General features: G+C 43.7%; 13 protein-coding genes. 7 read left to right on the top strand and 6 right to left on the bottom strand.

Annotation, left to right across the window (positions count from 1 at the left end):
• Nucleotides 1–146: 146 nt before the first annotated feature.
• Nucleotides 147–1,526, top strand: coding sequence for an aminotransferase-like domain-containing protein (locus ACT3TH_RS07130; protein WP_444755160.1), 1,380 nt, complete (start codon nt 147–149; stop codon nt 1,524–1,526).
• Between the two features lie 53 nt (nt 1,527–1,579).
• Here ACT3TH_RS07130 and ACT3TH_RS07125 read toward each other — a convergent pair whose 3' ends face one another.
• The gene (locus ACT3TH_RS07125; RefSeq protein ID WP_444755159.1) at nt 1,580–2,485 is read right to left on the bottom strand and encodes an alpha/beta fold hydrolase; all 906 of its coding nucleotides are present in this window, start codon (nt 2,483–2,485) and stop codon (nt 1,580–1,582) included.
• Between the two features lie 37 nt (nt 2,486–2,522).
• Nucleotides 2,523–3,047 carry a PaaI family thioesterase gene (locus tag ACT3TH_RS07120; protein ID WP_444755158.1) on the bottom strand — a complete coding sequence of 175 codons (525 nt, stop codon included), beginning with the start codon at nt 3,045–3,047 and terminating at the stop codon, nt 2,523–2,525.
• A 246-nt stretch (nt 3,048–3,293) separates the two neighbouring features.
• On the opposite strand from ACT3TH_RS07120, the gene ACT3TH_RS07115 reads away from it, so the two are divergent.
• The gene (locus tag ACT3TH_RS07115; RefSeq protein WP_444755157.1) at nt 3,294–3,512 is read left to right on the top strand and encodes a ParD-like family protein; all 219 of its coding nucleotides are present in this window, start codon (nt 3,294–3,296) and stop codon (nt 3,510–3,512) included.
• Entirely contained in the window at nt 3,505–4,278 is a 774-nt protein-coding gene (gene map, locus ACT3TH_RS07110; protein ID WP_444755156.1) for a type I methionyl aminopeptidase, read from the top strand. The genes ACT3TH_RS07115 and map overlap by 8 nt, the downstream gene beginning before the upstream one ends.
• A gap of 118 nt (nt 4,279–4,396) precedes the next feature.
• On the opposite strand, the gene ACT3TH_RS07105 is transcribed toward map, so the two are convergent.
• Nucleotides 4,397–5,308 (bottom strand): MBL fold metallo-hydrolase, encoded by a 912-nt coding sequence (locus tag ACT3TH_RS07105; RefSeq protein ID WP_444755155.1) that lies wholly within the window; start codon nt 5,306–5,308, stop codon nt 4,397–4,399.
• Between the two features lie 63 nt (nt 5,309–5,371).
• Complete coding sequence (locus tag ACT3TH_RS07100) at nt 5,372–5,920, bottom strand: cysteine hydrolase family protein (RefSeq protein ID WP_444755154.1); 549 nt, start codon at nt 5,918–5,920, stop codon at nt 5,372–5,374.
• Between the two features lie 106 nt (nt 5,921–6,026).
• On the opposite strand from ACT3TH_RS07100, the gene ACT3TH_RS07095 reads away from it, so the two are divergent.
• Nucleotides 6,027–7,004, top strand: a complete 978-nt coding sequence (locus ACT3TH_RS07095) for a GlxA family transcriptional regulator (RefSeq protein ID WP_444755153.1) — start codon at nt 6,027–6,029, stop codon at nt 7,002–7,004.
• 156 nt (nt 7,005–7,160) lie between these two features.
• Nucleotides 7,161–9,422, top strand: coding sequence for a TonB-dependent receptor (locus tag ACT3TH_RS07090; RefSeq protein WP_444755152.1), 2,262 nt, complete (start codon nt 7,161–7,163; stop codon nt 9,420–9,422).
• Between the two features lie 121 nt (nt 9,423–9,543).
• Here the strand turns inward: ACT3TH_RS07090 and ACT3TH_RS07085 are convergent, their stop codons facing one another.
• A complete protein-coding gene (locus ACT3TH_RS07085; RefSeq protein ID WP_444755151.1) occupies nt 9,544–11,049 on the bottom strand; it encodes a PepSY-associated TM helix domain-containing protein in 1,506 nt (501 codons plus the stop codon).
• Between the two features lie 832 nt (nt 11,050–11,881).
• Here ACT3TH_RS07085 and ACT3TH_RS07080 point away from each other — a divergent pair.
• Together ACT3TH_RS07080 and ACT3TH_RS07075 are read left to right on the top strand one after the other, a co-directional pair.
• Nucleotides 11,882–12,625 (top strand): siderophore-interacting protein, encoded by a 744-nt coding sequence (locus ACT3TH_RS07080; protein WP_444755150.1) that lies wholly within the window; start codon nt 11,882–11,884, stop codon nt 12,623–12,625.
• Between the two features lie 353 nt (nt 12,626–12,978).
• Nucleotides 12,979–13,716 (top strand): hypothetical protein, encoded by a 738-nt coding sequence (locus ACT3TH_RS07075; protein ID WP_444755149.1) that lies wholly within the window; start codon nt 12,979–12,981, stop codon nt 13,714–13,716.
• A 30-nt stretch (nt 13,717–13,746) separates the two neighbouring features.
• Here the strand turns inward: ACT3TH_RS07075 and ACT3TH_RS07070 are convergent, their stop codons facing one another.
• Nucleotides 13,747–14,478 (bottom strand): HlyD family efflux transporter periplasmic adaptor subunit, encoded by a 732-nt coding sequence (locus tag ACT3TH_RS07070; protein ID WP_444755148.1) that lies wholly within the window; start codon nt 14,476–14,478, stop codon nt 13,747–13,749.
• Between the last annotated feature and the right edge of the window lie 236 nt (nt 14,479–14,714).

Here is a 14,714-nt window from a genome sequence, read left to right as displayed (position 1 = left end):
AATACAATTTTATCGAACTGTTTGGCTTCATTTACCCATACAGTTAGGATGTTTTTTAATATTTATTACTTTTCGACTCAGTAGCGTTTGGTAGTAAACTCTAGTAGGTAGGCTAAACGAGAAGCAACATAGAAGATGCGTCAACGATGAAAGATAAAATGACAAAAATTGAATTAGTAATGGCAGATATCAAAGCGAAGATAGCCACGGTTATCTATATGCCGGGGACGCGCTTGCCTTCTGTCCGTGCTGCCGCTAAAAGCCATGGATTTTCACCTTCCACTATTATAGAAGCTTATGAGCGACTACAAACAGATGGCATCATCACCTCACGCCCAGGTGCAGGATTTTATATTTCAGACTCCGCAGCACCGCTGTCTATAGCAGATATCGGACCAAATCTTAATCGAGCCGTCGATCCACTGTGGGTATCGCGGCAGTCGCTTGAGATCTCGGAGGACGCATTAAAACCAGGCTGCGGCTGGTTACCCCCTGATTGGCTATATGCGGAAGGTATGCGCCGTGGCCTACGAAGTGTAGCGAAAGCGGATGCCAAGGTAATAAGTGAGTATGCAACCCCACTTGGGTTGCTGGCGTTGCGGGAATTGCTGACACGTCGTATGGCAGGTTTGGGCATTGAGGCCGAGCCTTCACAAGTAATATTGACTGAATCTGGCACTCAATCAATCGACTTGATTTTTCGTTTTTTACTGATGCCCGGTGATACCGTTGTCGTCGATGATCCCTGCTATTTTAACTTTCATGCCTTGTTGCGTGCCCATCGGGTAAAGGTGGTCGGTGTGCCCTATACACCAAATGGTCCAGATGTGGACGCTTTTGCGACAATTTTGGATGAGCATAAACCACGCCTTTATATCACCAACGCAGCCATACATAATCCTACTGGTGCTACCCTATCGCCCGCTACGGCATATCAGGTATTGCGATTGGCACAAGCCGCCGGGTTATACATTATTGAAGACGATATCTTTGCAGATTTTGAGTCCACGCCAGCGCCTAGATTGGCAGCATTAGATGGGTTATCAAAGGTGTTTTATATTGGCAGTTTCTCAAAAACCCTGTCAGCCTCCTTGCGCTGCGGTTACATTGCCGCGCCTCGTGAGTGGGTCGAGCCTTTATTGGATTTAAAAATAGCCACGGGTTTCGGCGGTGGACAATTAGCAGCAGCGGTTGTGTTATCCGCCCTCACTGATAGTGGCTACCGCAAACACATGAGTACGGTACATACCCGCTTATCAAGCGCTCGCGCTCACACCATACCGCGACTCGCCAAACTGGGTATCACGCCTTGGCTAATTCCGCAGGCTGGTATGTTTCTTTGGTGCAAATTGCCTGATAATAATAGTGCCGCTGAGCTGGCAAACCGCTGCCTATCGCAGGGTGTGGTTTTAGCGCCGGGCAACACGTTCAGCCAATCACAACGCGCAGAAAACTTTATGCGCTTTAACGTCGCACAAGCAAATAACGCTAAAGTGTTTGAAGTGTTGGCTCGCGCACTAACGTAAAAGCTGCCAGGTAAAAGACGCACGATCAACACTCAAAGAGTTACTAATCGTCATTAGGACTCATCGCTTATACTGTTATCAAATTTTTCAATAATGATACTTGCGCATTGCTCAGGCGCTTCCATAGGCAGCAGATGCCCATTGTCAAACAACTCAATAATTCGCTTGGTTGGAACCATATTTTTCCAAACCTTACGGACTTTATGGCTGATAAAAATGGAAGGTTTACCAATAATAATCGTATAAGGAAATTCTATCTTATTGAGTTTTTTTAGCGCATCATTAACGAAAGGGGTATCAAAATAACTTGCCAGCTCTTGCTCAGGGGTGAACAGTAAACGATACGCCTCGCCCTCATTTTGGGTAAGACTGTTTTTTGCAAAGACATAAAGATGGTCATCATTAATGCGTTTGAAGGCACGATGCGCCCGCAAGTATTCGTAATAGGCATCAACGCTGTCCCACTTTACTTGCTTTGTGAGCGTGCTTTTAAAAGGTTCTTGGCCTATTTTTAATCTGTCAGGCATCAAATCCATCATAAGCTTTTGCGATTTGGTAAACGTCACAGGCTCCATCAAGTACAATTGTGAGAATAAATCTGGACGTTTGGCGGCAGCAATGGCAGTGGCTGTCGCACCTTGCGAATGCCCAATACCTACCACAGGCTTATCTTGCGTTTGTTCCAAAAAGGCAATCAATGCCTCGGCATCTTGCTCACGGCTCAGCTTCTTTATCGATGGCAAGTCTTGCCAATAGCCGCGCATGGCCAAACTGCTCAGATCAAATCGCTCACTGAGTTTGGTTAATAAGGGTACATAGACACCTGCCGTAAAACCATTGCCGCCATAAAAGTGTGCGGGTGGCAATTTGGTGTTTTTATCCCTTTGCACCAAATCAGAAAAGTCGTAATAACGGGCTTTTTTTCCATTAATACTGATAATACGTTCGAATGTTTGCATAGTAAAAGTCTTATCATTAATGAGCAGTCAGAGCAGTTTAAACATCAAATATCAAACAAGTCGTGGTGGCATGTGCGTACAGTTTGCCATCTGGCCCTACAATCCGTCCCTCAGCGGTAGCAGTTTGACGACCCGCGTGAATGACGTTGCCTTCGGCGCGCACAAGTGGGGTTGCTGCACTCAAAGCACGTATCATATTTACTTTTATTTCTAACGTGGTATAGGCCCTGCCAGCTGGTAAGGTTGAATGAATGGCGCAAGCAACTGCGGAGTCTAAGAGCGTACAAAACCAACCGCCGTGGACACTACCCAAAGGATTGTAGTGCTGCGGGCCTGGTCGTCCCTGAAAAATAGCAGTGCCAGATTCAATGCGAATGGGCGTAAAATCCAGCGTCACACCAATTGGCGGCTGTGGCAGCTCACCGGCAAACATAGCGTTGAACACCTCCATGCCACTCATACCAGCCAAATCAGCCGGTGGGGTAACGCCAGCAGCGCCTAATTTATCCTGTACTTGCAACGCTTCTGCTTCCCAAGCGGCAATTATATCTGCAACGTCCATTTTACAATCCTTGTTCGTTAAAATACGTGTTGTCTCAGCGTTTTGCTTTATCAGTTAACTACAGGGTAATGTAATAGTCGATTCTTATTGCTTTAAACGCTGCACCTCAAACTCTGTTTAGAAATATAGCACAAAAAAATTGGCGATTACTTGAATATTATCTATCGCCTATTTGAAAATAATTTCCTTGCATTTTTATTATAGTAATATATGATTCGTATACGTTTCATATATTAAAGGTTTTTTATGGGTATCGTAAAAATTGACGATGAGCTACACGAAGAGATTCGTAAGGCGAGTACGGTTATGGTGCGCTCTATCAACGCACAAGCAGAGTATTGGATGAAGATAGGTATGCTCGCTGAAGCCAATCCTACTATGTCTTATAGTCAAATCATCAATGAGCAAATGAAAAAAGCTGATGTCAATGCTGAAATAAACATAGGGAATCTTATCGATGGCTAAAATCATTCTAAAAACGCCTGAAGAGTTAGAGGTAATGCGCAAGTCTGGACGCCTGCTTGCCTCTGTTTTTGATTATCTTGATAAGAATATCACCATTGGCACATCGACGATGGAAATCAACGATCTTACGGAACGCTATATCGTCGATCAGCTAGGCGCACGGCCAGCCAGCAAGGGTCAGTATGGTTATGAGTATGCCTTAAACACCTCTGTCAATAATGTGGTCTGTCATGGTATCCCTTCAGACACTCAAATCCTAAAATCAGGCGATATTGTGAACGTAGACATCACATTGGAGCAAGGTGGCTATATTGCAGATTCGAGTAAAATGTATATGATCGGTGAGGTAGCACCGCTTGCCAAACGTTTGGTTGATAAGACTTATGAGGCGATGTGGGAAGGCATACGGATGGTAAAACCGGGTGCAACGCTGGGTGATGTTGGTCATGCCATTCAAACCTATGCTGAAAAGCATGGCTACTCTATCGTACGAGAATATTGCGGTCATGGTATCGGCCGTGAGATGCATGAGGCACCAGAAGTCCTGCATTACGGTATTCAAGGGAAAGGGTTGATGTTAGAAGAAGGCATGACCTTCACCATTGAGCCAATGATCAATCAAGGTAAAGCCAAGGTTAAAACAAAAAACGATGGCTGGACTGTCGTTACCCATGATAAAAAACTGTCTGCCCAATGGGAGCATACCATTGCGGTCACGTCAGACAGTTATGAAGTACTCACGCTTCGAGAGGATGAAAGTGTGTAGATAACGAATAAGATAGACGTTTAAATTTGAGTTATAGAACTCTTGCAAAAGTATCCCCTCACAGCCTAGCACTACGAGGTTTAGCCATAGCTTTTACAAGAGTTTTGTCTATTATTCATTAGAATTTATAACGCTGACCATCGTTTGGCACTAGTGCGCGCTGCTTATCCAAATGCTTTTCTTCAATAAAACGGCGTAGCTCTGCTTTTGTTAGCGTTGCATGATTAACGGTATCCATGTGAACGCCAACGATTTTAGCATTGGGAGAGAATTGATACGCGCGGTATAAATCTTCTTTACCCATGATAATTGAGTCATCAAAATTATCGACTTTTGCATACCCTATGTTAAGAATAACAGCATCAGGCTTATAACGAGTGAGTGCCTCTTCTACCTCCTCGTTCCAAACGGTATCACCCACTACATAGACAGTCTTATAATCAGGTCTTTGGAACACAAGACCCATCGTTTTGCCCAGTGACTCAGCTAACGGCGGTACTTGGTACATCTCATCAGTACCATGCTGCCCTATGGTTTTGTTGATTTTAGTACCATTGAACGTAACCCCAGCTTCAGTCAATACTTTTACATTAGTAAAGCCGTCTTTACGCACAGTTTTTGCATCGGCTTCATTTTGAGTAAAAATTGGCATGTCGCGAGGCACTAAAAAACGTGCGGCCTCGTCCCAATGATCAGCGTGCAAATGGGTCAAGATAATAGCATCCGCATCAAGCACTTCTTCAACCGTTACTGGTAGATCTACTTTAGGATAGCGTACTTCACTGTTTACGGTGCCTGCAAACCCTAGATAAGCGTTTTTAGGCGCGAGCATAGGGTCTACCAAAAATTTGGTACCTGCATAATTCAGCTTAATGGTTGCATTACGGATTTGCTGAAAAGTCACAGTATTGGCACTCGTTTCCTTTTCAGGATGAGAACTGCCAACTGGACTTGTAAAAGTAGTACATGCGGTTAAAAACAAAACGCTACTTAAAATAGTGGTGCTGGTCAGTAATTTGGTTATTTTCATTATTTTATACCTGTTAATAAGGAGATTTTACAGATTCATCCTGCTTGTATAAACAACTTAGTATTAACGCGCAATCCAAGTTTTAGTATCAATCACTTCGCCATACATAAACTCAATGGCAGCCATGATAGTGGCATGAACCTGTGACGCTGGTATTTTGGTTTCCCCAAACTCAAGATCACGCGTGGCACACGCATCATGAACCGTCGTTGTTTTATAACCAAAATCCACTGAAGCACGAACGGTCGCATCAATACACATGTGACTCATAGCACCAATGACTGTCACCTCTTGGATACCGTGTTTGTCTAGCACTTCTTTAAGAGCGGTCTCTCGGAACGAGTTGGGATAATGCTTAACGATGACGGCTTCCCCTTCTGCTGGTCTTACTATCTCATTGATTGCCACTCCATCGCTATTAGGCGTAAATATCGGTGCATCATTTGATGGCATTTCATGTCGCACATGAATGACGGTATGACCTTTTTTGCGGGCAGACTCGATGATCAAAGCAGCATTAGCAGCGGCTTCGTCGATACCCACGAGCGGAAATTTTCCTTGTGGGAAATACTCATTTTGGATGTCTACAACGATAAGGGCTTGTGTGCTCATGGTTATTCCTTTTTTTATGAAAGTAACTGTATAGGCGTACAGTTTACAAGTGCTGTGCTAAACTAACGAGTGGCTGTATCGACATATAAGAGGTTAATAACGACAGATGACACAAAAAGAACCTATAGAGATCGGATTGGTGATTTATGAAAAAGCACAAATGGCAGCCGTACTTGGTTTGACTGATTTACTGGTTGTTGCCAGCAAAATCGCTGCCAAACGCCAAGATACAACTGATCTTCCTCTACAAGTGAGTCATTGGGAACTTAGCGGTTCTGAGCGGCAGCCCACACGCACTTTCTCTAGCAATCCAAATCTATCAGGAAGTGTGTCGGCACTGATTATACCGCCCACTTTAGAGGAACCAATTGGTGCAGAAGCTGCAACACCTTGGATAAAATGGCTTAAAGACCACCATTCAGAAGGTGTCATATTGTGCTCCGTCTGTGCCGGTGCTTTTTTGCTTGGCGAAACAGGCTTACTCTCCAAACGCAAGGCAACCACACATTGGGGTTATGTAGAAACCTTCAGCAATCGTTTTCCAGATGTCGATCTAGATATTGATCGAATCATTATCGAAGATGGTGATATTGTGACCGCTGGCGGCGCTATGGCGTGGACGGATTTGGGTTTGAGGATGGTGGATCGTTTTCTTGGCTCGCAAGTGATGAGTGAGACCGCTCGTACGTTATTAATTGACCCATCAAGGCGTGAGCAATGTTACTACAGTGCGTTTTCACCCATATTGACACATGGCGATGCTGCCATATTAAAGGTACAACATTGGCTGCAAAAAACAGACGCACAGGACATCAGTTTGTCCACACTTGCAAGTTGTGCTCAACTGGAGGAACGTACTTTTTTGCGTCGCTTTCATAAGGCCACAGGCATGACATCCACTGAGTATTGTCAGCGACTGCGCATAGGAAACGCGAAAGACTTTTTGCAGTTCTCACTATTGGCAGTTGAACAAATTGCATGGAAAGTTGGCTATAGCGATGTCAGTGCTTTTCGTAAAATATTTAAACGTATTGTTGGATTGACACCAAGCGAATACCGTTTGAGATTTAACACTAGCCAATAACATATTGGTTTTTCACATGCTTTTTTTAAACAAGATAATAACGTAAATAACAATTATGATTCTTGACAGGTAGATTTAAACTTAATCTTGTAATGATATTATAATGAAAATAATTATCATTATAATAAGCGTTTAAACCACACGCCGGAAACATTCATGCAACTGTCTCGCTTATACTCTGCTCTATTTCGCTCGCCATCTTCACTACGATCACTAGGTTCAACCTGTCTATCTACATCAGTATTACTACTGGGAGCAAGTCAGGTAGCCTGGGCTCAAACCGATCTAAATACGGATGCTCAGTCTGAGCCTAGTGTTGTACTTGATACGATCGTAGTGACCAGTAGTGCCGATGCTTCAGCAGATGGATTGCCAATTGCCTATGAAGGTGGTCAAGTTGCAACCGGTAGCCGCGTCGGAATTTTGGGCAATCAAGATATCATGGACACGCCGTTCTCGACTACGTCTTATACCAATGAATATATTGCCAACCAGCAGGCACAAAGCGTAGGTGACCTGCTCAAAAAAGACCCGACTGTCCGTGTTGCAAGGGGTTTTGGTAACTTCCAAGAAGCGTACTTTATGCGCGGCTTCATTACAACGTCAGATGACACAATGTACAACGGTCTATACGGTATCTTACCAAGACAGTATATTGCGACCGAATTGTTCGAGCGTGTTGAAGTCCAGCGCGGTGCTTCTACCATGCTGAATGGCGCAGCTCCAAGTGGCGGTAACTCGGGCGGTACAATTAACCTACTGCCAAAACGTGCTGGTAATGAGCCACTGCGTGAAGTGACGCTCGGTTATGGTCAAGGCGATCAAGGCAAAGTAGCAGTAGACGTGAGTGACCGCTTCGGTACGGACGACGCCTTTGGTGTGCGCTTTAATGCCGCTTATCAAGATGGCGACAGTGCGATCGACGACGAATCTGCAACATTGGGTCTAGCCGCTCTTGGTTTGGACTATAGAGGTGATCAGTATCGATTATCTGCTGATTTGGGTTGGCAAGACAACAAAATGAATGAGACTCGCACCAACGTCACTCTTGAGGGTGTTTCTAGAGTACCAAAAGCACCAAAGGGAACCAAAAACTGGGCACAACCTTGGACGTATTCAAATGAAGAAGACGTATTCGGTACTATTAGAGGCGAATATGACTTTAATGACGCCGTCACTGCTTATGGTGCTTATGGCGTTCGACGTGGCGAAGAAGAAAACTCATTAGCCAATTTAACTGTCAATAACGTCGATGGTACAGGCTCAACCTATCGCTTTGACAATACTAGAAAAGATTTGGTACAGAGTGCCGAGCTTGGTCTGCGTGGTCAGTGGCAAACGGGCAAGATCGATCATGATTGGGTAATAGCAACAGAGCTTTACGATCAAGAAGAAAAAGGCGCTTATGGTTTTGATTTTACTAACTTACTTGCGACCAATTTATATAACCCTACTAAATATCGTGATAACAGCTGGTCAGATGCAGCGTTTTTTGGCGGCAATTTAGACAATCCAAAACTAACAGGTGAAACGCAGCTACAAAGCTATGCTTTAGCAGACACTTTCTCTTTATTTGATGACAAACTAAAAACTACTTTAGGCGTGCGCCATCAGAATATCAAAACAACCAGCTATGACTACAACACGCAGGCGCAAACTTCTGACTATGATGAAAGCAAATGGACGCCTAGTATTGGGATTGTCTATCAACCCAGTATGGACTGGTCTGTTTACGGCAATTATATCGAAAGCCTAGCTAAAGGAGACACGGCACCATTGACGCAGGGTGAAACAGTTGTCACCAATGGCGGTCAAGATTTGGCACCTTATGTCAGCAAGCAAACGGAAATGGGCGTTAAGTATGACAATGGGATGATTGGCAGTAGTCTTGCTATCTTCCGTACTGAGGAACCTCGTGCTTACGTTGATAATACTGATACCTTCGTGGAGGCTGGGGAAAACCGTCATCAGGGTGCTGAGTTATCAGTCTTTGGTAGTCCAAGTGAAAACATGCGTCTAATCGCTGGCGTAAGCTATTTAAATGCTAAACAGGATAACACTGGCGATGTCACATTGGATGGCAAACGAGTCATTGGTGTGCCCAAACTTCAGAGTAACGTCAATCTAGAATATGATTTAGCGGCAGTCGAAGGTCTAACGTTGACAGGCGACATTATCCATACGGGCGCTCGTTATGCAGATGCGGCCAATACGTTAAAAGTTGACGGTTATACCACATTAGATCTTGGCGCACGTTATCGCACTGTGCTAGCAGGACAAGATGTCACGTTAAAAGGCATGGTGACGAATGTCACTGGTGAAGACTATTGGCAGTCAGTGGGTGGTCTTCCAACCTATGGTTATTTAAATGCGGGTGATCCTACTGCGTTAAAATTGTCAGCGACGTTTAACTTTTAAGCTGTAGCAGTTAAACCATATTTATAAAATTTGAATAAAAAGGGTGTCTTGCTAAAAGACGCCCTTTTTTAATTACAGAAATAAATTATTCCTTTGGTCTAAATGCGGTTTTAGCGAACACTTACTTTAATAGCTTTTGTAAGAAATCAACTCGAGATATCATCAAAAAATCCAACAACGCGATAATTAAGATGGCGATGATTGCTGTTGGAAATATAACTGCCACTACCAGTAAGGGAATGGCAAACGGCCACCATACCGACAAGCTAAGACCACGTGCGGGCGGTTTCAATCCTCTACTCTCGCTGATGCCACGCGGACGACGTTGCCACCACATGACATAGCCTGTCACACAAATAGCAATCACAGATAGGCAAAACAATACATTGGCCAGCACACTCCACCACCCAAGCGTCCCCATATGAATGGCCGTGCCCGCTGCCATAAATTTGCCGAAAGCATTGTAATCGTCATAACGGATATCAGCCAACACGTTGCCTGAATAGCGATCAATATGTACCGTACGATCCGCTGTCGGACTCTTCATATCATAACCCATCGAATCTTGGCTGAGAGTCCAAACGCCTGACGCGCCCTGCGGTAAGTTCAATTGATAACGACCCGTAAAACCAATTTCACGGGCAAAGCGGTCTACTGTGTCTATCATAATAGGTATGTTGGGTGCGATACCTTTCTCACCCCTTGTTGTCCCCGATACTGGCATCGGCGTCAGCTCCAGCACCCAAGGCACATCTTTGGTGTTACCTGAATTTAGGACACTGCCATGTGTTGGCACAATCGCTGGTGTTGCTCCATGAACGTGCGGCGCGGCATTGGCGTTACCCATATCCATACCAGCATGATGCTCATGGCTAGGGTCAATTGAGAGTGGCATTGGAGCAACGCCCCACTTGCCGGCCGGAAACTGGCTCCAAGCCTGAACGACTCTCTCGCCCCATACTCCTGCCCACGCCATGCCTGTGATACAAAAAAACAGCAGCAAGACAGATATCCAGCTACCTAGTGTCGCGTGAATGGTACGAAAAAATGACCGTTTTGTCTGACGTTTGGTATTGTCGTCAGGAATCAACATGGCTTTAAGCGATTTGCGTTTTTGCCACCATAGATACCACCCTGTCAAAATCATCAAAATGGTCAATGAAGCGGTGGTTTCTAAAAGGTAATCCCCAAATTTACCTATCAACAAATCACCATGAATGTTGTAGAAGGTATAATACAAATTACTATTGGCAGGCGTACTATCAACGACATCCGCAGTATAAGGATTAACCGCCACCATATTGTCATGATTTGCTGATTTGATCTGAAACAATGCCACTGTATCAGCCTCACGGGGCGCAGTATATTTGATCAATGTGCTATCAGGCAAAGTATTGAGCGCATTTTTGGCTTGAGTCGCCACTGGCGCTGGTGTCGCTGATTCTGACACTGAGACAGTTAAGCGGTCATCATCTCGGCCTACTGTACTGGACATGAGCAACATACCAAGGGCGGTGCAAGCTAGAATCATTAAAAAAGGCGCTATAAACATGCCAGCATAAAAATGCCATCGCCATACCGTAAAATAGCGTTGATTGCTGACTGATTGATGTGTGTCTTTGTTCATAAATATGACCTTTAACAATCTTGAGTTGCTCAATTAACAATATAGACGTATTGATGATAATAGAGAGCGCGCGATCTTTAGTTCCATCCTCAACGCTTCATAAGACCGATACCTTGGGTCTAATCCTCTTTACGCCAGCCATCTTGTATATAGCTGCGGCTGCATAATACGAGAAAATTTATTCAAACACCACTACTCATAGCAATTGATCTGCATGGTAAAAGGTTTGTTGATTGGCTCATATTGTCTGAAGGATTATTGAAATTGTCACCTTTTGCGCTTTCTTACTTTTTATTTTCGCGGCTTTTGCTTCTTACCAGTCTTTAGCTTTCTACTATAAGTATAGGCAACGTCATTTATTAGCTTTAGCTTTTCTAACAATTCGACCTGCATTCTTTAATGATAATAATAATCATTTATGTTATTATACGTCTGGTTTAGTAGACTCAAGATAAAGTTCAGCACTCAGCATTTTCCTGCAACAGGAAATGGGATACGGTTTACTTTTATCTCTCACTTTATTCAAAAAAACGCCTTATGATCCCCGTGAAAACGCAGCTATCTAACTATCCATAAGTGTCGATCATCAATTTTGTGCCAGCGATATGCTAGATAGTATCGAGGATTATAAGATTGCTACGCTAACGGACGCCATTATTCTTAACCTCACAGCCTACGTCAGTGTGACATCACCAAACATGCTATTTGGTCACAATATTATTGAATACTGAGCAACCAACAAACCGTCCTGCTGGCTTCATTCTTATCAATGAGTCGCAATATAACAGACAACCCTTTTGGCATTACCGTTATAAAAGAAGGAAAATACCTTATGGCAAAACCCAACCCAAGAGTGCTTGAAGTCATTCGCACCACCTACCTTACTCCGCACATGTGCCGCGTGACGCTTGGCGGTGCTGGCTTGGCAGATTTTCCAGTCGATCAAGAAAGCGCTTACATCAAGCTTATCTTTCCTCAAGACGAAGAAGCTCGTCCACTAATGCGCACTTACACAGTCAGCGTCCAACGTAACGACGAAATAGACGTCGATTTTGCTTTGCACGACGTTGAAGGCCCTGCCTCGACGTGGGCGCGAAATACCCAAGCGGGCGATCAAATCTTGGTAGGCGGTCCTGGACCAAAAAAACTGATCAATAATGAGGCAGATTGGTTTTTATTAATCGGCGACATGACTGCTCTACCTGCTATTACTGTCAACCTTGCACAGCTCCCTGATGATGCACGTGGCTACGCAGTCATTGAGGTGACCACGGAGGAAGACCGTCAAACTCTCAAAAAACCAGAAAACATTGATATTCATTGGGTCATTAATGCTGCGCCAAATGCCGAAAGCTGCCCATTACTTGAGCATACTAAAAGCTTGAATTGGTTGGCAGGAGAACCAGCGGTTTGGGCGGCTTGTGAGTTTCACAGTATGCGTGCCCTCTGCCAGTACTTTAAAGTAGAGCGTCCGATAGCAAAAACGCATTTATATATCTCAAGCTATTGGAAAGTTGATAATACAGAAGATCAGCACAAAATTGAGAAGCGCAACGATGCAGAAAGCGCTGCATAACATGTGACGTGCGTTTGTAACTTTAACAGTCTTTTGATTTTGGAAGTCTTAGCAGTCCCTGAAACGATGCGATAATATTTGATTATTTATTACATTGTTTTAGGGATTTTTTTGTCTGCTGAGACGCAGACGTTATTCATCAACATTGTTTAAGATTAATAAACCACTGCTCTTGGCCACTCTATCCTAATAAAAAAGGCATTGGTATTTAGAAAGTTACTTAACAGACATTATCAAAACCGATGTTTGTAATGTCTGATATCGATAGCAACGCACTTCATTATTTGTTAACCTCATCTATAGCATCAAGATATTGACCGCACGCTATAATAGATAAAAGGTAACGTCGTCCAATGATACCATTACGCCAAAAACTATTACGTGAAAAATGGCTTTGGGCAGTGTGCCTTGCAATATTGGTACACGTGGGATTTTTCTTTGTTTTCTATTTGAATGTGAATAAAGAAGAGCCCGCACAAGTGACCAATAGCCGTGTCAATACAGTTAAGCCCTCAGTTGCATCTGATGTCGGTCAAGATTTACCGCCTCTTATTGCCAAAACCTATACTGCAACCAACAATACGGACACGATAGAAAAAATTGGCAGCGATGATAAGACCACTACCCAACTGACACATGACAAAGAACCAATAATCGTCTCAGCGACAGACAAAACACTCTCTACTCAAACTTTGACAGAGGATAGTGTTTCAACGTCTTCAAAACCTGTATCTACGCTTGAAGAGTCTCTCCAAAGAAATGCGAACTTGAGTCCACAAACAGATGACATCTCTAACTCTATGCCGTCAAATACGGTCGAGGCACGAGAGAATATCAAAGCCCGTGCAGGCTTACTGTCTATAGATATTCCAACTGAGCCGACTCACGTCAAAATAGACAAAGCGTATCTTTCGGCAAAATCTGAAGTAGAAGACATTAACGACCAACTGAGCGCCGCCATCAATGAAGTGAAAAAGCGTAATCAGCAAAAAATCGATGAGACGCAGCAATTAAGAAGTGGCATCAATAGCAGTAAAGATGAGAACACTACAGGAATGTCTGAACAAGCGGATCGAAATGACTCCCTATAGCGCGGCGCTTACCACTGCGTTTCTATCTCATTATCGTTCGCCCAGACCTTCTGATAACGTTTTGGTGATGGGTTTCGTGAGATAAGACAATACCGTACGCTCCATTGCTTTTATGTCAACAGAAGCCGTCATACCTGGTTTGATAACAATCTTATCTTCTCGGCCCTCAAACTCCGCCCCCGTGATTACGATCAATACCCGATAATAAGGCTCTTCTCCTTTTGGAGTCTGTTCTATGAGCGTATCTGGACTGATATAGTTCACCGTGCCATTCATTGCCCCAAAGATTGAATAGTCATAGGCATCAAGTTTGACAGTCGCCTCTTGCCCCTCTTGTACATAAGCGATATCGGCAGGACTGACTTTTGCATCTATGACCAGATCACTACTGGTCGGCAAAATCTGCATAATCGTTTCGCCAGGCTTCACCACACCGCCGATAGTCGTCACATTGATGTTGTTAATCTTACCTTCGGTTGGGGACAGTAAGCGTTTTTGTTCTAATACTTGTAAACTGTCTCGCAGTAGCTCAACCTCAGTATCCAGCTCTTCTTGGGCTTTAGTCATCTCTGCCTGAGCTTCTTCAAAATATTTATCACGCTTGTTATTAATTTGCGCTTCAATGTCAGCAACCTGACGACTTAACTTTATGACATCTGCCTGACTGACATCACCGTATTTCAATAGTGGCTCATTCATGCTCAGCTCTTGTTTTGCCAGCACAAGCATTTTTTCAAGGGAGGCAACCTCTTCATTACTCATGCAAATTTATTGAAATAGTACGTTGAAGATTTGACATGTATAGTTGTCTTAGATGGCCCAGATGCAGCTTTTGAAAAGGAGCCCTACCCTTTACAAGTTATAAAACCGTTCGCGAGAAAGTTGCTTACTGAACTGCTTTTATAGTTTGGTGGGAATAAACTTGATGAGAGTAAAAAATTCTTATGAATAACAAGCCATCTTTTATTTGTCTATAAACATAAAAAATGATCCTGTAG

It is taken from the genome of Psychrobacter sp. AOP22-C1-C5 (assembly GCF_052378885.1).
In the GTDB taxonomy this organism is placed as follows: domain Bacteria; phylum Pseudomonadota; class Gammaproteobacteria; order Pseudomonadales; family Moraxellaceae; genus Psychrobacter.
This window is presented reverse-complemented; position numbering and strand designations above follow the sequence as displayed.

Coding starts and splice junctions, on each gene's coding strand:
- ACT3TH_RS07080 (WP_444755150.1), top strand. CDS start 11,882: ATGGCAAAACCCAACCCAAGAGTGCTTGAAGTCATTCGCACCACCTAC.
- ACT3TH_RS07090 (WP_444755152.1), top strand. CDS start 7,161: ATGCAACTGTCTCGCTTATACTCTGCTCTATTTCGCTCGCCATCTTCA.
- ACT3TH_RS07070 (WP_444755148.1), bottom strand. CDS start 14,478: ATGAGTAATGAAGAGGTTGCCTCCCTTGAAAAAATGCTTGTGCTGGCA.
- ACT3TH_RS07130 (WP_444755160.1), top strand. CDS start 147: ATGAAAGATAAAATGACAAAAATTGAATTAGTAATGGCAGATATCAAA.
- ACT3TH_RS07125 (WP_444755159.1), bottom strand. CDS start 2,485: ATGCAAACATTCGAACGTATTATCAGTATTAATGGAAAAAAAGCCCGT.
- map (WP_444755156.1), top strand. CDS start 3,505: ATGGCTAAAATCATTCTAAAAACGCCTGAAGAGTTAGAGGTAATGCGC.
- ACT3TH_RS07120 (WP_444755158.1), bottom strand. CDS start 3,047: ATGGACGTTGCAGATATAATTGCCGCTTGGGAAGCAGAAGCGTTGCAA.
- ACT3TH_RS07095 (WP_444755153.1), top strand. CDS start 6,027: ATGACACAAAAAGAACCTATAGAGATCGGATTGGTGATTTATGAAAAA.
- ACT3TH_RS07075 (WP_444755149.1), top strand. CDS start 12,979: ATGATACCATTACGCCAAAAACTATTACGTGAAAAATGGCTTTGGGCA.
- ACT3TH_RS07115 (WP_444755157.1), top strand. CDS start 3,294: ATGGGTATCGTAAAAATTGACGATGAGCTACACGAAGAGATTCGTAAG.
- ACT3TH_RS07085 (WP_444755151.1), bottom strand. CDS start 11,049: ATGAACAAAGACACACATCAATCAGTCAGCAATCAACGCTATTTTACG.
- ACT3TH_RS07105 (WP_444755155.1), bottom strand. CDS start 5,308: ATGAAAATAACCAAATTACTGACCAGCACCACTATTTTAAGTAGCGTT.
- ACT3TH_RS07100 (WP_444755154.1), bottom strand. CDS start 5,920: ATGAGCACACAAGCCCTTATCGTTGTAGACATCCAAAATGAGTATTTC.